This window comes from Rothia nasimurium, assembly GCF_928392795.1.
Taxonomy (GTDB): Bacteria; Actinomycetota; Actinomycetes; order Actinomycetales; family Micrococcaceae; genus Rothia; species Rothia nasimurium_F.
Genome location: NZ_CAKMTJ010000003.1, coordinates 39,636 through 61,116, shown reverse-complemented (window position 1 = coordinate 61,116; position 21,481 = coordinate 39,636). Strand labels below are relative to the sequence as shown.

Annotated in this window: 20 protein-coding genes; 5 read left to right on the top strand and 15 right to left on the bottom strand. The window is 52.4% G+C overall.

What is annotated here, in order from left to right; translation table 11 throughout:
- Window positions 1-231: 231 nt before the first annotated feature.
- Both sufU and L6963_RS04365 read right to left on the bottom strand, forming a co-directional pair.
- Window positions 232-687: a Fe-S cluster assembly sulfur transfer protein SufU gene (sufU, locus tag L6963_RS04370; RefSeq protein ID WP_237198667.1), complete on the bottom strand. Its 456-nt coding sequence runs from the start codon at window positions 685-687 to the stop codon at window positions 232-234.
- Window positions 688-733: 46 nt separating this feature from the next.
- Window positions 734-2,041, bottom strand: a complete 1,308-nt coding sequence (locus L6963_RS04365; RefSeq protein WP_237206703.1) for a SufS family cysteine desulfurase — start codon at window positions 2,039-2,041, stop codon at window positions 734-736.
- Between the two features lie 168 nt (window positions 2,042-2,209).
- Between L6963_RS04365 and L6963_RS04360 the strand changes: the two genes are divergently transcribed.
- Window positions 2,210-3,376, top strand: coding sequence for a glycosyltransferase (locus L6963_RS04360; RefSeq protein WP_237206702.1), 1,167 nt, complete (start codon window positions 2,210-2,212; stop codon window positions 3,374-3,376).
- Between the two features lie 78 nt (window positions 3,377-3,454).
- Here L6963_RS04360 and pth read toward each other — a convergent pair whose 3' ends face one another.
- The 6 genes from pth to rfbB all read right to left on the bottom strand — a co-directional run bounded on the left by pth (window position 3,455) and on the right by rfbB (window position 9,148).
- Window positions 3,455-4,036, bottom strand: coding sequence for an aminoacyl-tRNA hydrolase (pth, locus tag L6963_RS04355; protein WP_237206701.1), 582 nt, complete (start codon window positions 4,034-4,036; stop codon window positions 3,455-3,457).
- A gap of 122 nt (window positions 4,037-4,158) precedes the next feature.
- On the bottom strand, window positions 4,159-4,782 hold the full coding sequence (locus tag L6963_RS04350; protein ID WP_237206700.1) for a 50S ribosomal protein L25/general stress protein Ctc: 624 nt from the start codon (window positions 4,780-4,782) through the stop codon (window positions 4,159-4,161).
- 307 nt (window positions 4,783-5,089) lie between these two features.
- Window positions 5,090-5,830 (bottom strand): glycosyltransferase family 2 protein, encoded by a 741-nt coding sequence (locus L6963_RS04345; RefSeq protein WP_237206699.1) that lies wholly within the window; start codon window positions 5,828-5,830, stop codon window positions 5,090-5,092.
- A gap of 6 nt (window positions 5,831-5,836) precedes the next feature.
- Entirely contained in the window at window positions 5,837-6,676 is an 840-nt protein-coding gene (locus L6963_RS04340; protein ID WP_237206698.1) for a glycosyltransferase family 2 protein, read from the bottom strand.
- A 58-nt stretch (window positions 6,677-6,734) separates the two neighbouring features.
- Window positions 6,735-8,150, bottom strand: a complete 1,416-nt coding sequence (rfbD, locus tag L6963_RS04335) for a dTDP-4-dehydrorhamnose reductase (RefSeq protein WP_237206697.1) — start codon at window positions 8,148-8,150, stop codon at window positions 6,735-6,737.
- Window positions 8,150-9,148, bottom strand: coding sequence for a dTDP-glucose 4,6-dehydratase (gene rfbB, locus L6963_RS04330; RefSeq protein ID WP_237206696.1), 999 nt, complete (start codon window positions 9,146-9,148; stop codon window positions 8,150-8,152). Before rfbB ends, rfbD begins: the two co-directional genes overlap by 1 nt.
- Window positions 9,149-9,230: 82 nt before the next feature.
- Here rfbB and rfbA point away from each other — a divergent pair, with 82 nt between their 5' ends.
- The 4 genes from rfbA (at window position 9,231) to L6963_RS04310 (ending at window position 12,935) form a co-directional block, all read left to right on the top strand.
- On the top strand, window positions 9,231-10,091 hold the full coding sequence (gene rfbA, locus L6963_RS04325; protein WP_237206695.1) for a glucose-1-phosphate thymidylyltransferase RfbA: 861 nt from the start codon (window positions 9,231-9,233) through the stop codon (window positions 10,089-10,091).
- Window positions 10,092-10,247: 156 nt separating this feature from the next.
- The gene (locus tag L6963_RS04320; RefSeq protein WP_237206694.1) at window positions 10,248-11,666 is read left to right on the top strand and encodes a polysaccharide biosynthesis tyrosine autokinase; all 1,419 of its coding nucleotides are present in this window, start codon (window positions 10,248-10,250) and stop codon (window positions 11,664-11,666) included.
- Between the two features lie 111 nt (window positions 11,667-11,777).
- Window positions 11,778-12,629, top strand: a complete 852-nt coding sequence (locus tag L6963_RS04315; RefSeq protein ID WP_237209148.1) for a nucleotidyltransferase family protein — start codon at window positions 11,778-11,780, stop codon at window positions 12,627-12,629.
- A 3-nt stretch (window positions 12,630-12,632) separates the two neighbouring features.
- The gene (locus tag L6963_RS04310) at window positions 12,633-12,935 is read left to right on the top strand and encodes a PqqD family protein (RefSeq protein WP_237206692.1); all 303 of its coding nucleotides are present in this window, start codon (window positions 12,633-12,635) and stop codon (window positions 12,933-12,935) included.
- Window positions 12,936-13,000: 65 nt separating this feature from the next.
- Here L6963_RS04310 and L6963_RS04305 read toward each other — a convergent pair whose 3' ends face one another.
- The 7 genes from L6963_RS04305 to L6963_RS04275 are packed head-to-tail and all read right to left on the bottom strand — an operon-like array spanning window position 13,001 to window position 21,477.
- Window positions 13,001-14,125, bottom strand: a complete 1,125-nt coding sequence (locus L6963_RS04305) for a glycosyltransferase (RefSeq protein ID WP_237209149.1) — start codon at window positions 14,123-14,125, stop codon at window positions 13,001-13,003.
- Between the two features lie 16 nt (window positions 14,126-14,141).
- The gene (locus tag L6963_RS04300; protein WP_237206690.1) at window positions 14,142-15,086 is read right to left on the bottom strand and encodes a glycosyltransferase family 2 protein; all 945 of its coding nucleotides are present in this window, start codon (window positions 15,084-15,086) and stop codon (window positions 14,142-14,144) included.
- A 7-nt stretch (window positions 15,087-15,093) separates the two neighbouring features.
- Window positions 15,094-16,137: a glycosyltransferase family 4 protein gene (locus L6963_RS04295; protein ID WP_237206689.1), complete on the bottom strand. Its 1,044-nt coding sequence runs from the start codon at window positions 16,135-16,137 to the stop codon at window positions 15,094-15,096.
- A 5-nt stretch (window positions 16,138-16,142) separates the two neighbouring features.
- Window positions 16,143-17,390: a hypothetical protein gene (locus L6963_RS04290; RefSeq protein WP_237206688.1), complete on the bottom strand. Its 1,248-nt coding sequence runs from the start codon at window positions 17,388-17,390 to the stop codon at window positions 16,143-16,145.
- A gap of 1 nt (window position 17,391) precedes the next feature.
- A complete protein-coding gene (locus tag L6963_RS04285; protein WP_237206687.1) occupies window positions 17,392-18,519 on the bottom strand; it encodes a glycosyltransferase in 1,128 nt (375 codons plus the stop codon).
- On the bottom strand, window positions 18,510-20,753 hold the full coding sequence (locus L6963_RS04280) for an N-acetylneuraminate synthase family protein (protein ID WP_237206686.1): 2,244 nt from the start codon (window positions 20,751-20,753) through the stop codon (window positions 18,510-18,512). Before L6963_RS04280 ends, L6963_RS04285 begins: the two co-directional genes overlap by 10 nt.
- Window positions 20,754-20,757: 4 nt before the next feature.
- A complete protein-coding gene (locus tag L6963_RS04275) occupies window positions 20,758-21,477 on the bottom strand; it encodes a cytidylyltransferase domain-containing protein (RefSeq protein ID WP_237206685.1) in 720 nt (239 codons plus the stop codon).
- Window positions 21,478-21,481 lie beyond the last annotated feature (4 nt).

Sequence of the window (21,481 nt, the reverse complement as noted above, 5' to 3'; positions counted from 1 at the left end):
GGGTCCCCCAGAGTGTGCGTGTGGGCGCGGTGCGAACGCGCTAGTACAGGTGTGTTTCTCCACTTAACCCTACGTTAAGGTGGGGAGCAAGGTAAGGACGATACCGGGGGCACTTTGGGGGACAGCCCAGGTCAGAGGGTGGTTGGGGTAACAAGAAACCCACCCCCTTACGCCCGGTGAGGCGGACGCTGGAGGTGGGTTCTGTGCGCTGAGCTGGGATTTTATATCGGGTTAGACGGCTGCTTCTTTGGTGGCTTCTTCGGCCGCTACCCAGGAGAGCATGGCGCATTTCACGCGGGCTACGAACTTGGAGACGCCTGCGAAGGCGGCGGCATCGCCGAGGACTTCTTCGTCAGGTTCAACCTGGCCGCGGGAGCGGAGCATTTCGCGGAAGTCGTCGACGAGCTTCTGGAATTCCTGGGTGCTCATGCCGGGAGCCATTTCTGAGAGTACGGAGGCTGCTGCCATAGAGATAGAGCAGCCGTCGCCTTCCCAGGAGATGGAGTCGATGGTGTTCCCGTCGTCATTGAGGATGACGCGTAGGTTGATTTCGTCGCCGCAGGTGGGGTTGTACTGGTGGTTGGTTGCGGCGCGGGTTCCGTCAGCGGGGTCGATGAGGCCCTCGCCAGATCGCTGCTTGGAGTGTTCCAGAATGATTTGCTGGTAGAGCTGTTCAAGGCCGCTCATAGTCGGTGTCCTTCTTTCACGGTGTGGTGGCTAGTTGCGCTTATCTTTAGTCGGTGTAGCCGAAGTAGCGGCGCACCTTAGCGAGTTCTTCGATGAAGCGTTCTACGTCGTCGGTGGTGTTGTAGATGTAGGCGCTGGCGCGGGTTGAGGCGGTGATGCCAAGAGCCCGGTGCAGGGGCTGGGCGCAGTGGTGGCCTACGCGCACGGCGATACCTTTTTCGTCGAGGAGCTGGCCGACGTCGTGGGGGTGCACGCCTTCGACGTGTACCGAGGTGAGTCCGGCTCGGGGCTGGCCTGCTGCCGGGCCGATGAGGCGGACGCCGGAGATTGAGCTTACGCCTTCGGCGAGGAGCTGGCCGAGCTTGGACTCCCAGGCATGCACCTGCTCCATGCCCAGGTGCTGGAGGTAGCGTACGGCTTCAGCCCAGGCTACGGCCTGGGAAACGCGCTGGGTTCCTGCCTCAAATTTGATGGGGGCGGGCATCCATTCGGCTTCGGTCATGGTGACCTTGGTGATCATGGAGCCACCGGTGAGGAAGGGGGGCATAGCTTCAAGCAGCTCGTTTCGGCCATAGAGGGCTCCGATACCGGTGGGAGCGAGCATCTTGTGGGCTGAGAAAGCTGCGAAGTCTACGCCGAGTTTTTTCACGTCGACGGGCATGTGGGGTACCGACTGGCAGGCGTCCAGCACGGTGAGGGCCCCGACCTTCTTGGCGAGTGAGACCATGAAGTCGACGTCGGTGATAGAGCCTGCCACGTTGGAGACATGGGTAAAGGATAGGACGCGGGTGCGGTCGGTGACGATGGACTCGGCAGCTTCGTAGTCGATGAGGCCCTCATCAGTGACGGGGATGTAGCGTAGGGTGGCACCGGTGCGGGCTGCAAGAATCTGCCAGGGAATGACGTTGGCATGGTGTTCCTGCTCGGTGGTGACAATTTCGTCGCCCTCTCCCAGCGCAAAGCGGGCGGCGGCGTCCCCACCGATTCCAGCGGACGCATTGCCGAAGGAGTAGGTGAGCAGGTTGAGGGCTTCGGTGGCGTTGGAGGTCCAGACCAGCTCGTTTTCTGCGGCGCCAACGAAGGAGGCTACGGTGCGGCGGGCGTCCTCGAAGGCGTCGGTAGCGTCAACGGCAAGGGTGTGGGCACCGCGGTGGACGGCGGAGTTGGCACCAAGGTAGTAGTTGCGTTCGGCGTCGAGGACCTGCAGGGGGTTCTGGCTGGTGGCACCGGTATCGAGGTAGGTCAGGGGGTGGCCGTTGACCTCGCGGTTGAGGATGGGGTAGTCCTTGCGAAGTTCGGTGACGAGTTCGTTGGTGAGCTCTGCCCCGGCTGGGGTGCGGTAGCTGCTAGCCACTGTCTTTGCCTTTCCGTTGGGTACGCCTGGTATAACGGCATGTTTTTCTAGCCTATTCCCTGTGGGGCGGAATTGGTAGTTAGGGCTAGCTATGTCAGAAGGTAACACAAGGGCTATAGTTATGCTCATCCTGACCAAAAAATTTGGAGAAAAGGTACGATATTTAACATGGCAGAAGTTAAACATGTTCTTTTTATTACCCACAAAACCTCTGGAGCCCCAGCACGATATCGAGTTCAAGCACTCGGCGCGGGCTTACGAGCCTTAGGAGTAGAGGTGTCTTTAGCTCACCCAGACTCCCCAACTCTGCTTGATAATTTATTATCTGCAAGCCATGTAATTCTTTTTAGAGCTTGGGCCACACCTAACCTTCTCGAGTCTCTTGCCGAGGCTCAGACGAAGAATCCAGATTTGATTGTTGGATTTGATGTTGATGATCCACTCTGGGTGAAATTTGACACGCAAACTGAGGAAGAGCTTCGGAACACAGAAGCCATGCAGACCCTTATGCACGGTTGCGACTTTATGTTAGGTTCCACGAGAGAGTTAGCTACCCGTGGTGGTCATTTTGCGAATATGCCATCTTTTCACACTCCAAACCCGATTCATCCGGCTTGCCTGAAGGCCTCCCAAAAAGCCCATAAGGTACCTCGTCTTCCTGGCGGCACAAGAATTGCTTTTCAGTCTGGCTCAGGCACCCACAACAAGCACTGGTCAATAGCCGAAAAAGCTGTTTTAAATTACCTTCGATCAGACGCTAAATCCACTCTGTTTATGTATGGTATAACACCTTGGAATGAAAATCTCGAAGAATTTCGCCACCGAATTATCCAGGTTCCTCTTATGGATTGGAATGATTTGCCCCAATGGATCAACCAAATGGATCTAGTGGTCGCACCAGTCGCTGGCGAGCGCTGGGGACCAGATACTAAGTCAGCAATCAAGTGGCTTGAAGCGGCACTCGTTCGTACGCCTACACTTGCAAGTGCAACGGAGCCTTTCCGTTCAGCAATTTCCGATGGAGTTGATGGGTTTGTGAGTGAAGATAGCCAGTGGGAAACAAATCTTGACAGAGCTCTTAATAAGAACATTCGCAAAAACGTGGGTTCCTCTGCCTACGAAAAAGCACTTAGTAGATTTTCAGCCATAAATTCAGCTCAGACTCTGTTGAACGGAATACAAAATATTGCTCCACGCCGCAGATTTATTGGCCTTGAAGGGCCATTAGGTGAACAAAAAACGATAGACGAAGACCTTACTTTAGAGCCACTGAGGGAGAAAGAGCGTTTACCTCGCAGCTTGCAAGTAAAATTATTCCTAAATAGCTACAGGTGATAATAAAATTAAGTCTCCAATACCGAATAGCATCTATGAAAAGTAGCCAATGTTCATACTACTCAGAAATTTCTCCTTTTATAATGTGTGAAAGCGCTGTTGAGCAGCCAATATGCCTTCTTTGATCAGCATCTCTACGGCATCAGCTGCATTAGAAATAAGGAAAGGAAGATCCTTCTTCTCCGCGGTTGTAAAAGGCTTCAGTACAAAATCAGCGGTCTGCATCTGGCCAGGAGGGCGGCCGATGCCGGTACGAACCCGGTAGTAGTTCTTAGTTCCCAGAGCCTTGGTGATATCGCGCAGGCCGTTGTGGCCGCCCTCTCCCCCACCAATTTTTAGTTTGATGGAGTCAAAAGGAATGTCGAGCTCATCGTGCACCACAATGATCTTTTCAGGGTCAATACCGTAGAACTGGGCCAGTGCAGATACCGGACCGCCCGATACGTTCATGTAGGTCAGGGGCTTAGCCAGCACAACTTTTGCACCCCCCACCCCGAGGCGTCCTTCAAGTACCTGGGCTCGTGCCTTACTGTGCTTCTTGAAATTGCCGCCCACAGTGTTCGCGAGCTCATCGAGCACCATCTGCCCGATGTTGTGACGGGTTGCTGCGTACTCGGGGCCGGGGTTACCCAGACCTACGATTAGCCATGCATCTGACATATTTTCGCCTTTCCTAGGGCGCAAGAATGCGGTAAGCATACAAAAAGTGTAGCGAGTCAAGAAGGCCCGCACCGTCGTTGACTACGGTACGGGCCTTATAAAGGGTGAGGTAGCTATAGAGCTTACTTAGCTTCGTCTACCTGAGCGTCAGCTTCTGCGCCCTCGGGAGCGTTTTCGCCCTCTTCACCGGTCTCGGGTACGTCGAGTTCCTCGGGCTCTGAGATGTTGACGACCAGCAGTTCTGCGTCTGCTACGAGGGTTACGCCAGCGGGCAGTTCAACGTCGGAAGCGTGAACGTGGGCACCTGCTTCGCGGCCTTCGATGTTAACAACGAGAGCTTCGGGTGCCTTCAGGGCGTCTGCTTCAACGAGCAGAGCGGTTTCTTCCTGGTTTGCAACGGCGCCAACAGCGGGCTCGCCTTCAACGTGTACGGGAACCTCGATTTCAACGCGCTCGCCACGCTTAACGGTCAGCAGGTCGATGTGCTGCAGTTCGGGGCGGATGGGGTGGCGCTGGATGTCCTTGATCATGGCCAGGTGTGAGTCACCTTCGATGTCGAGGTCGAGGATTGCGTTGGGGACGCGGGCTGCCAGGGTGGTTGCGTGACCGGGCAGTACGACGTGCTTGGGCTCTTCGCCGTGGCCGTAGATGACGGCGGGGATGTCGCCTGCCATGCGGATGCGGCGTGCGTAGCCCTTACCGAAGTCGGTGCGGACGGTTGCGGAAATCTTGATGGTCTCTGACATGAGGGCCATCCTTTCTGTGGTTAGTTGTCGATGCGCCAAGTGGTGTAGTGAACTGGCGCCAGAAATCGCTTTCTAACCAGCCACCGTCAGTTCCGGACCTACCGAGGTTTCCCACCGGCATTCCACTGCCTTGGCTTTCTAGCTGTTAACACAACAGCCCAACTCATGCTACAGAAAGTCCATCTGGATATCAAGGAGATCGGCTAATTTGACCCCGCCTAACAACAGACATCGCCTGCTCTAAAGAGTAAATCTCACCTAAATATTCTCGAAAATAATGCCCACGGATATCCAATAAACCCTATGGTTATTTTTGAAACCCATACTTGTGAATTTTTTGAACAAGCCAATCCTTAATTGGGCGCACCCTATTATACCAATCTAGCGGTCGATGCCACCAACGTTTTCCCTCTAAAATTTTCAGCAAACGGTCTCTTTCAGCAAATTCTGTTTTTTTCATTTCAGAAAATTCAGCTGAGCCCGATGTCGTTCCCATGTCAGTCTCAAATTTCACCCCGACGATTACTCCAGGGGGCATTTTCTGAGACTGAATCAATAAATCGTCACCACCCCAAATCTTCAGGTTGCTCGGTATTTCATGGTAATTTTCTTTTTCCATACACATAAAAGTTCCAAAGCCATATGTGGTGGGGGAAAACCTAGGCAATCTAACGCGGGGGGAACCAGGAGGAACCGTGAATGCCAATCGATCCGGCCCAACAATCCCAAAGAATCCTCTAGTCAAAGCTTTTTGGGCTACATCAAATGCAACTGGCTGAAAAAGAACATCATCATTGACCAGGGCTATCAAATCATGACGCGCAAGTGACACACCCATATTCCATGCAGGGTTAACAAAAATATTTTGCTCTAGATTCACCACACGAACCGTTGGGCTATCAAAATCCAGAGGTTTCTGCTCATTATTGATAATGATAACTTCACCTACAAGTGGGTGACTATCACAGAGATTCACGACCTGAGGCAAAAGATCCGAGCGCTGGAGTGTTGGAATGACAACAGAAAATTTTGAATTAAACCTGTCCATAATAATCTATTTTAAAACCTTTTGCTTGATAGACCTGACAAGCTCACCACATCTAATTCTTGCGGAATCAATTTTTCCATAAATTCTTTGATATCTCCTCACCATTAATCTTAACTCAATAATTTCTCGCCACAGAACATCAATGTTATCTACATAAATTTCTGGTGAATTCTTTGATATAGCAGTATTTATATTCACCATTGAATCGATACTACCTGCATATTTTCCGTTCACACCTCGTCCTGTTTGACGATATAAAAATCCTAGATTTTCAACACGCCCGATTTTAAAATCCCTCGAAGCCATTCGAACCCAGAAATCATGATCTTCGTGTCCTTCGATAAAATTTTCATCAAACCCACCAACAGCATCAAAGCATGATGATTTCATAATTGCTGAAATATAAATACAATTATCGAGAATTATTTGGCGCTTATCAAAAGGCGGCAAGTCCCACGGAATTTGTTCTCCTTCGGAAGTCAACAAGCTTGCCTTCGAATATGAAACATCCAAGTTGTTCTCGACTATATTATTTATATTATCAGATATATATGACTCAAGTATCACATCATCATCGTCTAGAAAAATTAGATAATCTCCAGTAGCAAGGGTTCTCCCGTAATTTCTTGCGCCAGCCGGCCCACGATTATCTATACTAACAACCTTGCACTGATCACTTTCGAATTCCTCTAGCGACTCCAATACATTTGGGTCAGTTGAACCGTCATTAACAATAATAATTTCATGGGGCTTGCAACTTTGATTCAGTGCAGAAATGATTGTTTCGCGCAAAAAATCTACCCTGTTATAAACAGTTACAATAATTGAAACCTTAGGGCTAGTCATTCCTTCCCCCTTCATGTTAGACAAAATTTAAAACAATATTTATATCGCTACATAGAATCTACGGCTTGATAAATACACTGATTAGATCTCTGTAGTCACGAGGAGTAAACCCAGTTTCAACAATCTTAGATATATTCATCATAGAGTTGGTTGGACGTGGCGCGTAAACCTCAATATTTGAAAAATATTCAGAGGTAGTAACAGGTGATACTCGATCAGGTGAATTCCCAGTAGTCTCAAAAACAATCTTTGCTATGTCAGCCCAAGTCACAGCCTCGCCTGTATTCGAAACATGGTACGTACCAAACTCACAGTTGTTCTCTACTAGGTGCAGAATTGCTCCAGCAAGGTCCTCGGTGAAGGTAGGGCGGCCATACTGATCGTTCACCACGGTGGGGTTCACTCCGCGTTCAGCCAGCGACTTCATAATTTCAATGAAATTCTTACCGTCGCCCATGACCCAAGAGGTTCGCACGATATAGTGGCGGCGTACCGAGCGAACAGCCATCTCACCGGCAGCCTTTGACTGGCCGTACACACCGAGAGGTGCCAACGGGGCGTCCTCTGCGTACTCTTCGCCTAAGGGCAGGGAGCCATCAAAAACGTAATCGGTAGAAACATGTACCAGCGGAATACCGGCTTCGTCCGCAGTCCTAGCCAAAGCCGCAACGCCACTCGCATTGGCGGCCCAGGCGTCCGCGCGCCCTTCGGGAGTCTCTGCCTGATCAACCGCGGTGTAGGCTGCCGCATTGATAATGCCGCGCAGCGAACGCCAGCGGTAGGCGGAAGCCCAGCTATCAGGACGCGCCAGGTCAAGTTCCGCACGAGTCGCAGCAATGTAGGGGGTACCGGTTGCTTCAAGCTGCTTGACCAGCTCGCGCCCCAGCTGCCCGTTAGCGCCAACCACCAACAAAGGGGCAGGAGCAAGGGGCTCTACCTCAGCAAGCCGGGGGTGGTTCTTATCCTTCTCAGAAAGCTCTGCCTGATCCAAAGAAATCGGCCAGTCAATCGCTACGGTCTCATCGGCGAGGTTGAGGAAGGAGTACTCCCCCTGGGCGTCCGCTGACCAGTGGTCATTGACCAGGTAGGTGTAGGCTGTGTTGTCTTCCAGAGTCTGGAAGGAGTTGCCTACCCCACGGGGAACAAAAACAGCGGTGTCGGGGCCGAGCTCAACGGTTACGGTCTTTCCGAAGGACTCTCCGGCTCGCAAATCAACCCAGGCTCCGAAGATACGTCCGGTGGCTACCGAGACGTACTTGTCCCAGGGTTCAGCGTGGATGCCACGGGTCGTACCTGCGGTTGCATTGAAAGAAATGTTGTTCTGTACAGGGCCGAAGTCTGGCAGACCCGCAGCAACCATTTTCTCGCGCTGCCAGTTTTCCTTGAACCAGCCGCGATTATCACCGTGTTGGGGAATATCAATGACAAGTAGACCGGGGATATCCGTTGTGTGAACGGCCAATTCTTTGGGCATTATTGGCCTGCCTTTGCGTACTTGGCTTCAACCTCTGCCTTGAGGGGCTCCCACCAGGTGCGGTTATCGGTGTACCAGGCGATGGTGTCTGCCAGACCTGCCTCAAAGTTGGTGAACTGGGGCTCCCAGCCCAGCTCTTCACGCAGACGAGTACCGTCGATGGCGTAGCGCAGGTCGTGACCGGGCCGGTCTACGACATGCTCAAAGGCATCCTCGGGCTGGCCCATAAGGCGCAGGATAGTGCGCAGAACGGTGATGTTATTTTCTTCCCCGTTAGCACCGATCAGGTAGGTCTCACCGACCTTGCCCTTTTCGAGGATGGTGTGCACCGCTGAAGAATGGTCAGAGGCGTGAATCCAGTCGCGCACATTCAGACCTTCGCCATAGAGCTTGGGCTTAATGCCGGCCAGAATATTAGTGATCTGGCGGGGGATGAACTTCTCAATGTGCTGGTAGGGGCCGTAGTTATTGGAGCAGTTAGAAATCGTTGCTTCAATACCGAAGGAACGAACCCAGGCACGGACCAGAAGGTCTGAGCCGGCCTTGGTTGAGGAGTAGGGGGAGGACGGGTTGTAGGGGGTAGTTTCGGTGAACTTAGCGGGATCGTCTAGCTCGAGGTCACCAAACACCTCATCTGTTGAGATGTGGTGGTAGCGGGTCTTATGCTTACGCACAGCCTCAAGCAGGGTGAAAGTACCGATAAGGTTAGTGTGGATGAAGGGGCTGGGGTCGTTGAGCGAGTTATCGTTGTGTGATTCAGCTGCATAGTGGACGACAGCGTCCGCCTGCGCGACCAGGGGGTCAACGACGTCCATATCGGCGATATCGCCCTTAACCAGCTCAAAGCGGTCAGATGGCAGCCCGGCGAGTGACATTTCGTTGGCAGCGTAGGTCATCTTATCGAGCACTACGACCTTGTGGTCAGTGTTATCTACCAGGTAGTGGACGAAGTTAGAACCGATGAAGCCGGCGCCGCCGGTAACAAGAATATTTCCCATATCTCTAACAGTAGTGGCACATCACCCTATTTTGGGTTTCCGCTAGCCCCTGAAAATGTGGTGTTCATGCCAGAATAGGGGTATGAAGGGAATTTTACTCGCAGGTGGTACCGGCTCACGCCTCCACCCCATTACACTCGGCATCAGCAAACAACTCACTCCGGTTTACGACAAACCGATGATTTACTACCCCATCTCTACCCTCATGCTCGCGGGTATTCAGGATATTCTGATTATCACTACCCCGCAGGATCAGGAACAGTTTCAGCGACTACTGGGGGATGGTTCTCAGTTCGGCGTTAACTTCAGCTACAAGGTTCAGCCCTCCCCAGACGGTCTAGCCCAGGCTTTTATCCTGGGGGAAGACCATATCGGCAACGATTCTGCTGCCCTGGTACTGGGCGATAATATTTTCTACGGCCCCGGTCTAGGCACTCAACTTCGCAAGTACAACAATGTCGATGGCGCAGCTGTTTTCGGCTACCGCGTTGCAGACCCGACTGCCTATGGAGTCGTTGAATTCGATGAGGACTTCAAGGCCGTCTCGATTGAGGAGAAGCCGGAAAGTCCCAAGAGTGATTATGCGATTCCCGGTCTTTACTTTTACGACAACAACGTCGTTGAATATGCAAAAGCCATTAAGCCTTCGCTTCGTGGTGAGCTAGAAATTACCGACCTTAATCGCATTTATCTTGAGCAAGGAAAGCTCCGGGTAGAAGTGCTTCCCCGCGGCACTGCATGGCTCGATACCGGCACCTTTGATTCTCTTGCAGATGCAACTAGCTTCATTCGTACTGTGCAAGCCCGTCAGGGTCTCTCCATCGGATCCCCCGAAGAAATCGGCTGGCGCATGGGGTGGATTGATGATGCTCGTCTTGAAGAACTAGCCCAGCCTCTCGTTAAAAGCGGTTACGGCGCTTACCTGCTGAGCCTTCTAAAATAACTTCGAAAACACAGGCAGATTGAAGGAGTGGGGTCAGCCATACTCTTACTGAGCTCTGTTACCTCTTTGCCTGGGGTATTCGTTGTTAGAATAATTGTCGGGGTCCGGGGCAGAACCAGCCCCTGACTCGTTCCACTGCTATCCTTTAGGGCATCTATGACCATACTTGATTTCCTGCGCATGCTCCGCGCCAACCTGAAACTTCTCTTGATTGGCCTCGTTGTCGGTGCACTTCTGGGTTTTGGTTATTCTTTACTGCAGCCTCGCGTGTATTCTTCTTCTTCGACGGGATACGTCACCGTAGGCGACGGCGCCGGAATCGGTGACGTTATCTCAGGCTCAGCTGCAGCTAAAGAAAAGGCTAATGCATATCTTGCCTTTGTTAACAGCGGTCCCGTAGCTGACGAAATTATTGCAGCTAACCCGGAGCTTAACCTTACCCGTGGTCAGGTACAGGGCAACCTTACTGCCGCTGTAGACGCCAGCTCAGCTCTTATCAGAGTGACAGCCACTGGAAGTACCCCAGAGACTGCTCAAGCACTCGCTAATAGCTCGCTCGAAGCAGTTGCTAAGGTAGTTAACGATCTGGAGGGGTCAAGTACTGTTCGCGTTATCCCCTTGGAAGACGCAGGGTTAAGCTCTGCTCCCATCAGCCCTGATACAAGAAAACTAATTCTTGTAGGCGCTGCGGGAGGACTGGCTCTTGTATTTGCTACTGTTTTGTTGCGACGAACTGTTGATACCAAGCTCCGCACCCGCGACGATGCCACTAAGGCAACAGAGGCCGGTGTGCTCGGGGTTCTTCCGGTCTCTGACGAGCTCACCGAAGAAAATATCCTACGCGCTAACAACGACCATGTAGCTCAAGAGGCTATCAGGCAGATGCGCACCAATCTCCGGTTCGTTAACGTCGATAACCCGCCCAAATCTCTGATTGTCACTTCTGCCGAACCGGGCGAAGGCAAGTCAACTGTGTCAACCTCTATTGCCAGGGCGCTTGCTGATGCCGGTGCTCCTGTCATTATCATCGATGCTGATCTTCGTCGTCCCACCATTGCGAAGAAGTTCAAGATTGACTCAAAGGTTGGTCTAACCCAGGTGCTAGCTGGGCAAGTTGAGCTAGCTGATGCAGTTCGTCAGTTTGAAGATACTCAGCTCTTTATTTTGCCTGCCGGCCGTATTCCCCCTAATCCCTCTGAGCTTCTTGGCTCAGATAAGATGCGCCAGCTTATTTCAGAGCTCTCCAGCGAATTCACGGTCATTGTTGATGTTCCCCCGGTACTCCCTGTAACTGACGCTACTCTACTTTCAACAGCCGTTGACGGCGTTGTTCTTGTTGGAACTGTCGGGAAGACTCGCAAGGAGAACCTTGCAGAAGCAGCAGCTAACCTTCGTAAGGTAAACGCTACGCTCCTGGGAGTTGTGATTAACAGGGCACCTCGTACGGGGTTGGGCAATTCCTACTACGGCTTTGCGTACAGCTCAACGGGAGCATACACCAGTTACTATGGTCAGGACGCTCAGGACGGCAAGAAAAAGGGCCAAAGGAAGAAGAAAGCTAAGACTAGCTCCTAACTAAATCTCTAAGAGCCGTTACGGTTTATGCCAGCTCAGCATTCGCTACTAGCTGGCATAAACTGTATAACAGGCTCCTATAAGCCGTAAACTGACTGAGGATAAAACATAATGACGGATATGCCAATGCAGCTCCAGGATGTCCCGCTTCCCATCCGCATACAGCTTTCGCATGCATATTTTCAGCACCTTGCTAACCGCCTAAAAGTTGATGTTCTTCATGTCAAAGGGTATGCCTTCGCACATGAGGTGTATCGCCCAGGCCGCTCAAGCACTGATGTTGACTTACTAGTGCGACCAGAACATCTTGATCGGTTCGTTGAGGGGGCTTTGGCAGATGGCTGGAGAATTCTTACCCACTTTGAAACCGGGTCAATTTTTGAACATGCTATGACCCTCTACCACGGATCATGGGGGTTAGTCGATATACACCGCTATTTTCCGGGTATTGGGAACTCCGACGGATCAGCTTTCGAGACGCTGTGGATTCAACGCCGTACGAGACATATCGCTCACTACCCTTGCCAGCTACCCTCATTGGTTGATTCCCGCATCATTGTAGTAGTACATGGTGCTCGCTCCACTGCTACTATGAACCCTGATATCACTTATCTGGAAGAAACGCTCTCCCCCAGTGAATGGGATGAAATGCGTAAGCGCCTACCTGACCTACAAGCCGAGGTAGCATTTGCCGCAGCTATGGGCGAACTAGATTTATTCAAACGTCACCCTGACTATCTTCTCTGGAAATCTGTTTCAGAAGATACTCCTGACCATATCCGTTGGAAAGCACGGTTTGACCATGCGCAGGGGCTCAAAGAAAAGCTCCACGTCTTGATTAGCATCTTCCTTGTTAATAAGGATCACCTTGCGATGGAACTGGGGCATGAACCTAGCAAAAAGGAAATTTGGGAAAAGTTCTTTAGCCGTTTTGCAGTTCTCAACCTGTCACGGAGGAAATAAGAAGTGTCTACCCTGTACCGACGCGCTCCCCATGTAGCTTTTGTGCTTAGCTTCGAACATGATGCTATTGCGGATAACGCATCCTACGTGGCAAACCTGAACACTTCAGAGATTGCTGTACTCAACGGCCCGAGTGCCGTCATTTGGGAAATTCTAGAGGAAGCAACAACCACGGAAGCGATTATTGCTGAAATAACTGATATCTATGGGGTGCCCCGCGAGACTGTGGCAGAGAGTGTTTTTAGTTTTCTCGACTCGCTAGAGCAACAGGGACTAATTTTTACAGAAGAAAATACACCCCTGTAAATGTCCCTGGCCAAGGGGAGGAACTGAAAGTATCGTTCACTCCCCTGCCGCTACTGGACCTGTTGCTATAGGTTATTAAGCTGACCTTTAATTTGAGCGATAAAGCGTTCCTCGCTAAATTGCTGAACATGTTCTTTGATCTGCTGAGATGAAAAGTTTTTTTCTTCGAAACTTTCCACAGCCAACCTGATATCTGTTGCGCTGGGGGTTTTGATAAATATCCCGGTTTTTCCTTCAACAATAGTGTCGAGGAAACCACCGGCTTGAAGTGCAATAGTAGGCTTACCGAATGCTCCACCTTCAAGCGGAGTGATACCAAAATCTTCATGAGATACAGCCAAAAGTGCTTTCGAGTTCGCATAGGCAAACTGCATTTGCTCATCGGATAGATTCGATGCGAAAGCCACGTTTTCGGTTGCTTGGGCTTCGAGCTCGTTTTTCATGGGGCCAGCACCAATCACCAGGAGCTTTTGGTTGCTCCCCGCAAAAGCCTCAACTGCGTACTGCACATTCTTGTAGGGCAGCAGCCTAGAGACGATAAGAAAGTAACCATCCTTCATGAACTCTTCGAGCCCCGGAATAGGTTCTTGCTTGCCCTGGTCGCTCATCGAGTAAGGGGGGAAAATGATGTTAACGCGTTTGCCGTAAACATCAAATATTCGCTGCTGAATCGTTGATGAATTTGCAACGTAGTGAGAATGACGGTTAGCGGCCCTGCGGTCCCATTGACGTAGGAAAGGTCGCATCATTTTGAAGACTCTGGCGATTCCCTTGTTGATTCGGTGCCCCATGTACTGGTCGGTAAGGTAAATCCACCGGGCCGGAGAGTGGCAGTAGACGAAGCTTCGTTGCGGTAGGTCAAAGCCATGTGCCCAACCGGTACTTGAAACAACAACTTTTTCTGCATCAACGCGGAGCTTACTCGAAAAGTAAGGGAGTAAGGGTAATGCTAAGCGGTGGTCTTTACGAAAAAGCGAAACCCTGTTAAGAGGTGAGGTGATAACTGTACAGTTTTTAAATTCTGGGTAGGTATTTTCAGGGTCGTAAAGGGTGGTGTAGATGGGAGCATCAGGAAAAGCCTTGTGAAGAGCAAGTACTACTCGCTCAGCGCCGCCGCGTTGAGTGAGGTAATCATGGGCTATAGCGATTGGGGGCCGCTTCGTGGCAGGCGATTCATGATCAGGACGCATGGGGCGGCTCTTTCGATTAGAAGGTTTTCTGTGCACGGTGAGGGTGGTTGATACCTGCATAGCTCGCTGATTCCACGATGAGGGAAATGAGCTTTTCAGCTAGAGAAGTAGGTATTTTTTCAGCTACTGCATCAACCGTTTTACCCATCAATTTTACGCTAGCTTCTGTGCTTACTCGAGCAAGTATTCGTACAGCTACCCCCCACAGTCCTGCTGGAGATACAGGGGGGAGACTTAGAGATCCATGCTTCTTTGTGAAGAGGTTACGAGCAGCTCCGGAGTAAAGTGCTCGTTTGGCTCGTATAGCTGTGGTTGTTGCAGCAACATAATGAGGGGTAGCTAGTTCAGGGTCAATAATAATTTCAGCACCTGCTCCGTGCACCCTATACCCCATATCTACGTCTTCCCAACCGTATAAACGATAGCGTTCATCATAGCCCCCTAGCTGGTTAAAGAGCTCACGTGTCATAGAGACATTTCCTGCCCAATATATCCATCGCTTGGTCTGCTCGGCAGAGTAGGCATCCTCCCTGAACTTCTGATCGCGATAACGGCCGTAGACTCGTGCATAAGGTGTTTCTGGGAAGATATTGTTATAAATACCGATAACCCCTACTTGCCTGCCGTCCTTGTAGTGGCTAAGGTGCTGCTGCACATAGTGAGGAGCTGGCTGAAGATCATCGTCGCATCTAATAAGCACATCTGCATCTGCAGCTCGATGCCCAGCGTTGAGGGCTGCAACCCGTCCGCGGTTTTCCTTGAAGACAATCATTGAAAGGTTAAGGGTACCGCGGTCAATATATTTTTGAACGACTTCAGCCGATTGGTCGATATCGCCATCGATGACTACGATGACCTGAAAATCTTTTTCAGTTTGTTGTTCCAAGGCATCGAGAGGAAAATGCAGTTTAGTGGCGCCTCCCCTTGTTGGGATAATAACGGCAGCTGAGTAAGTGCTCATAGTTTATTTAGTTTCTTTCAAGTGTTTCAAGTAGAATTCGAAGGCGCTCTTTTCCAGCTTCAGGTGAGTAATTCTCGTGCCAGCGCCAGTAACTGGCTGCTAACTGTTCGTCGGTATTTTTTTTATCCGTTCTAATTTGATGGGTCAAATCCATAACCTTAGTTGCAAGTTCAGCTATATTACCTTGCGGAAAAATCCAGGGATACGTATTTCCCACAACTTCAGGTAGCGCACCGGCATCTGAAATAATAAGTGGCTGATGAGCACTCATAGCTTCGATAGCTACCAGCCCAAAAGATTCTTCAATCTCAGATGGGACAACAAGAATATCGATCTGCGAAAAGAGTTCTTCTGGGGCAACCCATCCTAATAGAGTTACGTCATCACCTAGTTCAGCAAATGATTTATCGATCTGATCTGCACTTTTCTCGTCGATAAATTTTGATTCACCACCAACTACGAGCTGAAAATGACACTTATTATCGTTTTCATTTAGAGATTTTATGGCCTGTGCCAAAGTATGAGTGCCTTTGATGAGGGAAGGTCTCCCCAGAAACCCTAAACGTACGGTGTCCCCCTCTAAGCACAGGTTCCTTTTTTGCGGCACCTCGGTAACCCAGTTCTCAAATACGAGGCTTTTTTTAATACGAGAAGCTACGAGGTGGCTGGGTACAAGTACTTTCTTTGCTCCCTGCCGCGCAAGGGTAAAAGCTTGGCGCTGCAAACCTGTAGGGAGCTGGTGTAGGTGAACAATCCTATTTTTGTCACCGGCGGTTGCTAGTGCGGGAACAAGGCCGTTACACCACAATAACTTTTGTTTGTTGCGGGCACGCCAGGCTCGCAATCCAAGCATATAGGCTTTGCGGTTAGTAGCAGGTATTGTGACGGTTGAAAAGCCTTCATCTTGGGCTGCTTCAATAAGTTCTGCCGGCTGAGCAGGACCAATAATTGTGATTTTATGACCCAGCGATCGTGCAGCACGCGCAATGTGAAGAAGCATCACTTCCCCACCACCAATTTCACCATTGTTAGAGGCTATATAAAATTCCATACGTACTATACCTTCCGGTCACGTATCTTCTGATCATACCCAAATAAATCAACAGACCGATTCTCTCGCTGTGCTACCACCCATGTTCTTATCGCATATCCCAGACATATAGCCCACGGGAGGGTATAGAAAACTTCTCCAAGGCGTAACGCGCATACTAGCAGAGCAATACCTACCCCTTGGCTGATGATTTGATGGGTAGTCCACCCGTTATTTTTCGATAAAGGACGTACGAAAACTAGCAAAGTAAGTGCCACTAGCCCAACGGCCCAGATCCACCCGCCTTCAACGAAGGCTGCCCAGTAGGAGTTATGGAAAAACCAGGTGCGCTCTAGCGTAGAGTCATATACGTAAGCTTCACCCAGTCCCTGTCCAAAAAATCCAGTTTCATGAACCTTAGCCAATGACATTTCATCAATTCGAGCGCGCAGTGCATCTGTTCCGCTTCGATCACCGAACACTGAAGAGTCTGCGAAATCCTCGGTAACAAAACCAATTGCCCACCAGAACGCTCCAAGAAGCGCTACTTTAGCCACGGGTACCAGACGAGGTGCAAGCACAATCCATAAATACGCGAAGAGAAGAGCTGCCAGTGATGTGCGCGAGCCAGTTTCCCAGAGTAAGAAGGACGAAACGATAAGTACTACAATCTGCTGCCAACGTTTAATGAGAGTAGTCATTACTAGCAGGGCAAATAAAGCGTGGACCAGACCTGCATAGTTTTTATCTCCTAGATAGCCAGTAAGATACCCACCATAGTTATCTTGTGCAAGACCTGCAAAAAATAGTCCAGCGTTAACAAGCAAGGCGGTAGAGTACCCCAAGATTGCCGATCTCAGGTGTAATTGCCCTACCGCTATGACATAGATTAGCCCGGTAGTAGCAATCAAACGCAGCAAGCGTCTCATCCAGTCAGCAGCGTATTCGCTCGGATCTGCAAAAGCTGACACCACAGCAACATAGGCCAGTAGCAGCCCAAGCACCATAAAAAGCCTCGACCACTTACCCAGCTCAAAGACAGGTTTGCGGGTTAACGCGTAACCAACAATTACAAATACCATGAGCTGGTTAAAGGGCAGGCCCACCCCTGTGACAGGCTGCCCGTAAATCAGTGAGGCAAAGAGCAAGAACTCCGGCAACCTTATCTGTGAGGCTTCTACTTTAGCTTTCTCACCTGCCTCACGAGCGAGTTCTCCCAGGGTTTTTTCTCCCACAGTGAGCTTGCCATGCTCGCTTACTCCGACCAAAGCCATTTCAGCTTACCTCCCTGTACAGACCAACTGTTTGCCGCCCCATTTCATCTATACTCACCCAGTTCAAGGGTTTGTTAGAAGACTCCTTAACCTCCAGAATCTTTTGGGCAACAGCTGCAACAGCAGCCCCTCGATTCATCTGATTCAGCGAGGGCACCAGCTCAGAACCGTCAAGAATCTCAGGGTTACCGCCCACAGCTGTTGCGACAACAGCCAGGCCTGCGGCCTTAGCGTCCAGCAGGGTGTAAGAGCAGTTCTCCCAGACAGAAAGCTGCACCAGCACGTCCGCCCGACCCATAGCCTCAACAGGGTTAACAAATCCAGGGAAACTTACTGAGTCCTCAAGCCCTAGATCAGCTACCTGTTGGGCAAGGGTGCCCTTCAGTTCACCTGCCCCGGCAACTTCCAAATGTGCCCCCGGAACCTGCTCACGCACCTGGGCGAAAGCCTCCACCAAAATATCAAGCCCTTTTTCTGGAGCTAAACGTGCTAGGGACAGCACGCGGAGCGCACCCTCCTCTGCCTTGATACGGTGGCCGGCAACAGCTTGCTGGGTTTCGGCGGCATTGATTCCGTTATAGACCACCTTGACGCCGCGAGCGTCCCACTTTCGCTTCATCTGGTCAGCGGTTGACTGCGACACAGCAATCTTGCCGTCGGTTCCCCACAGACGCACCCGGTGTACGGTTTCCATCAGATGTGAACGCCAGGAGGCACCGTGATAGACTGCGTCGTCCCCAGCGATACCGTGCTCTGTGGTGAACAGCGTTGGTACATAGGTTCCGCGGCGAACAAGTTTGCGGGCCTTCCGGAGGTTGACGGCAGCTGCCGCTACCACATCGGCATAGGCCAGGTGCGAGTGGACGATGGCCGGTTTATGGTCGTCAATGAGGGTATCTAGCGTACGCAAGGACGCCGCGAACCCGGCGCCTGTGCCAAAGTCGGCTTCGCGGACGTCCGCCCCCAGCTCTTTGAGCCGCGCTGACAGGGCGCCTGCAGGGCAGAGAATCACGAGGTGATAGCCGGGTAGCCCGGCTTCAGTGAGGTCGCTGATATGCCGGGCTACACCGCCAAATTCGGGTACCGGTACGCAGTGCAGCGCTACCGGCAGGCTGGAATCTACAGCCACTTTTCGAGCCTATCGAGTGCGGTGAAGAAGCCTTCGCCGTTGTTGACGTGACCCTGCCAGATTTCGGGAATGAAGGAGGACTTGGGGGTCAGTTCCCGCAGCTGCTTGCCGAGGGCTGCCCAGTCCACGTCGCCTTCGCCGACCTGGACGCCTTCGCCGTCCACGCCGATGCCGTCTACCAGGTGTAGGTGGATGGAGCGGGGGGCCAGCAGCTCAACGGCCTCGGAGAGAGGAATCTTGAGGAAGTTGGCCGCCAGCATGGTGTGGGAGATGTCCAGGCAGAGGGCGGTGTTGTAGGTGTCTGAGAAGTCAGCGGTGTCCTTGGGGTCAAGGAATAGGTTGTGGTACTGCTGACCGCCCATGAGCCAGGGGTAGGGAGGCAGGGTCTGAGCCGCGATACGCACGCCTGAGGTATCGAGCTTGGCCAGTGCCTCGCCGATACGCTCATATTTGTCGGCGCGGGCGGACGGTGCAATGTGGCCGTCCTTGGTGAAGCCCCCCATGGTGACAACCATGACCGGGTCGTCGTCCACGGTGAAGTAGCGGGTCAAATCGCGGGTAATGTCGATGGTGCGCTGGACCTCTGCGATGGAGCGTTCCCAGGTTTCCTGGTCGCGAGAGGCCAGGTCTACCAGGAAGTCACCGGCGAAGAGGTCGGGCAGGTGGGTGGTGAAGGACATGTCGAGTTTACGGTCGAAGACCTCATCGATGTTGACTTCAAGATCCTTGTAGGAGAAGTGGAACTCCAGGAAGTCAGGCTCGGCGTCCTCAATCAGGGGCTTGTAGTCGTGGTAACGGACGGGCAGGCCCCAAGGGCGGTCAAACTTGAAGTCGCGGCGGGTCACGAGGTCGTCCTTCAGGTCGCCCTCGAAGAAGAAGGTGCCGGCTTCGACCTCACGCTGCATGGTGCGGCCCAGAAGCTGGGGCAGGTAGTTGGGCTGCAGGCCGCGGCCGGGTGACTTGACCTCGACGTCCGCCTCGGTCACGACCTCACCCTTAGCAATGGTGCGGGTAGCAACCAGCGACTTAGCAAGGTTGACGCGGTTCATGAGCTCACCGGTGGAGACCTCGCGGGGGGCTGAGGTACCGATAGATTCCTCTACCTCACGAATCTGCTGCACCATAGCCTTGAACTCGTCAGGCAGCAGGGAGACGGTGTGGTCGTTGCCTTCGAGGGTCTTATCGATGGTGAAGTGCTTTTCAATAATCTTGGCACCGCGGGCAACAGCCGCGATGGGCACGTGGTAGCCGCGTTCGTGGCCTGAGTAGCCCACCAGGCACTGGCCGATTTCAGCCAGGCGGTCCATGTAGGCCAGGTTGACGTCCTTGAAGGGCGCGGGGTAGGTGGACTGGCACTGCAGCAGGGCGTAGGAGGCGCCCAGAGAGCGCAGCAGGTTAACCGACTCGCGGATCTCTTCTTCGCGGCTCATACCGGTGGAGACCAGCATGGGCAGACCGCGGGAGGCCATATCGCGGAGCAGTTCGTGGTTAGTCAGGTCGGCTGAGGCAACCTTGAGGCCCTGGATACCGTAGTCGACCAGAGCCTGGACCGAGGGGCCGTCCCAGGGGGTGCACATGATATCCATATCGTGCTGCTTGACGTGGTCAAAGACCTCGTACATCTGGTCAACGGTCAGGGAGAAGCGGGAGAGTAGATCGAGGGTGTACTGCACACCCAGGTCTTCGCCGGCTGACTTTGAGCCCTTCTGGCGGTAGAGGGCGTCCATGTCGCGCAGCTGGAACTTAACGGCGTCCGCACCTGTGTCGACGGCCAGGTCAACCAGGCGCTTGGCCAGGTCAACATCACCCTGGTGGTTGTTGCCGATTTCGGCAATGATGAAGGAGGGTGAGTCTTCGGTGATTTCGGTGCGGCCGATACGCAACACGTTCTGCTCGTCCATGGCGATAGCAACCAGGTGGCCGCGTTCGTCGACCAGGGGAAGGTGGCTAATGCCCTTAGCAAACTCGCCCTGGAGTTCTGCTGGCTCTGAACCGATAGGAGCAGTCTTAACGCCCTGGTTAGCTACCTCCAGAGCGCTAGTTTCGAGGGACGCGGTGGGGTTGGCGATGAGCCAGCGGCGGAAGTCACCGTCTGACAGGGATCCCTTGAGCACACCCGATTCGTTGACAAGGAAGATAATGCGCTGCCCGTTAGCAGAAATCTTCTGCAGGGCGGTGAGTACCGGGTCCTCAGAGAAAACGATGTAGGGGGTGATGTTACGTTCGATAATCATGGTTTTAGCCTTCGTTTTCTTCTGATGCGAGTGTGGTAAGCAACTGGTGTTCTGCGACGGAGAAGTCGATGGGGGCGTCAATATCTACGCCTTCGACCTCATCAAGCATGAAGAGCTCGATGTTGCCGCCCAGTCGGTTGTGCAAGGTTTCGTAGAGCTCAGTCTTGGTAATGTACATGGAGCCGTTTTCGCGGTAGCGGAAGGTCTCACGGGTGAGTTCCTGACGGCGGGGGCGGGCCATGACCTCGTACTGGGCAGTCGGTGGCTCGGTGGCAGCCCAGATAAAGGGGCCGATGGGGATAACGCCCACCATGGAATCCGATGCAGAGGCAGCGAACTGGCGGATAGCGCGGGCCAGGGTGCCGGGCAGGCGGACAGGTGAGGTCGCCTGCAGGAGCATGACGGCGTCCGGACGCTTACCTTCCGCTGTATAGAACTCGATAGCGTGCTCAATCACCGGTTCGGTAGCGGTGGTATCTTCTGCCAGGTGGGCCGGGCGCATGAAGGGCACCTCTGCCCCGTACTGGCGGGCAATCTCAGCTAGCTCCGCGTCATCGGTTGAGACCAACACATCAACCAGGTGCTCGCCTTCCAGCTCAGCCTTTGCAGCAAGGGCCTGCTCGATGGTCCAGGCAACGAGGGGTTTACCCGCAATAGGCTTGAGATTCTTGCGCGGAATTCCCTTAGACCCGCCGCGAACGGGTATCACGCAGAGAATACGCATAGTA

Excerpts from the sequence above, each read along its gene's own strand:
- pth (WP_237206701.1), bottom strand. The coding sequence starts at position 4,036 with ATGTCAGATGCATGGCTAATCGTAGGTCTGGGTAACCCCGGCCCCGAG.
- L6963_RS04340 (WP_237206698.1), bottom strand. The coding sequence starts at position 6,676 with ATGACTAGCCCTAAGGTTTCAATTATTGTAACTGTTTATAACAGGGTA.
- L6963_RS04290 (WP_237206688.1), bottom strand. The coding sequence starts at position 17,390 with ATGGCTTTGGTCGGAGTAAGCGAGCATGGCAAGCTCACTGTGGGAGAA.
- L6963_RS04320 (WP_237206694.1), top strand. The coding sequence starts at position 10,248 with ATGACCATACTTGATTTCCTGCGCATGCTCCGCGCCAACCTGAAACTT.
- L6963_RS04275 (WP_237206685.1), bottom strand. The coding sequence starts at position 21,477 with ATGCGTATTCTCTGCGTGATACCCGTTCGCGGCGGGTCTAAGGGAATT.
- L6963_RS04360 (WP_237206702.1), top strand. The coding sequence starts at position 2,210 with ATGGCAGAAGTTAAACATGTTCTTTTTATTACCCACAAAACCTCTGGA.
- sufU (WP_237198667.1), bottom strand. The coding sequence starts at position 687 with ATGAGCGGCCTTGAACAGCTCTACCAGCAAATCATTCTGGAACACTCC.
- L6963_RS04305 (WP_237209149.1), bottom strand. The coding sequence starts at position 14,125 with ATGCGTCCTGATCATGAATCGCCTGCCACGAAGCGGCCCCCAATCGCT.
- L6963_RS04315 (WP_237209148.1), top strand. The coding sequence starts at position 11,778 with ATGACGGATATGCCAATGCAGCTCCAGGATGTCCCGCTTCCCATCCGC.
- L6963_RS04345 (WP_237206699.1), bottom strand. The coding sequence starts at position 5,830 with ATGGACAGGTTTAATTCAAAATTTTCTGTTGTCATTCCAACACTCCAG.
- L6963_RS04280 (WP_237206686.1), bottom strand. The coding sequence starts at position 20,753 with ATGATTATCGAACGTAACATCACCCCCTACATCGTTTTCTCTGAGGAC.
- L6963_RS04295 (WP_237206689.1), bottom strand. The coding sequence starts at position 16,137 with ATGGAATTTTATATAGCCTCTAACAATGGTGAAATTGGTGGTGGGGAA.
- rfbA (WP_237206695.1), top strand. The coding sequence starts at position 9,231 with ATGAAGGGAATTTTACTCGCAGGTGGTACCGGCTCACGCCTCCACCCC.
- L6963_RS04350 (WP_237206700.1), bottom strand. The coding sequence starts at position 4,782 with ATGTCAGAGACCATCAAGATTTCCGCAACCGTCCGCACCGACTTCGGT.
- L6963_RS04300 (WP_237206690.1), bottom strand. The coding sequence starts at position 15,086 with ATGAGCACTTACTCAGCTGCCGTTATTATCCCAACAAGGGGAGGCGCC.
- rfbB (WP_237206696.1), bottom strand. The coding sequence starts at position 9,148 with ATGGGAAATATTCTTGTTACCGGCGGCGCCGGCTTCATCGGTTCTAAC.
- rfbD (WP_237206697.1), bottom strand. The coding sequence starts at position 8,150 with ATGCCCAAAGAATTGGCCGTTCACACAACGGATATCCCCGGTCTACTT.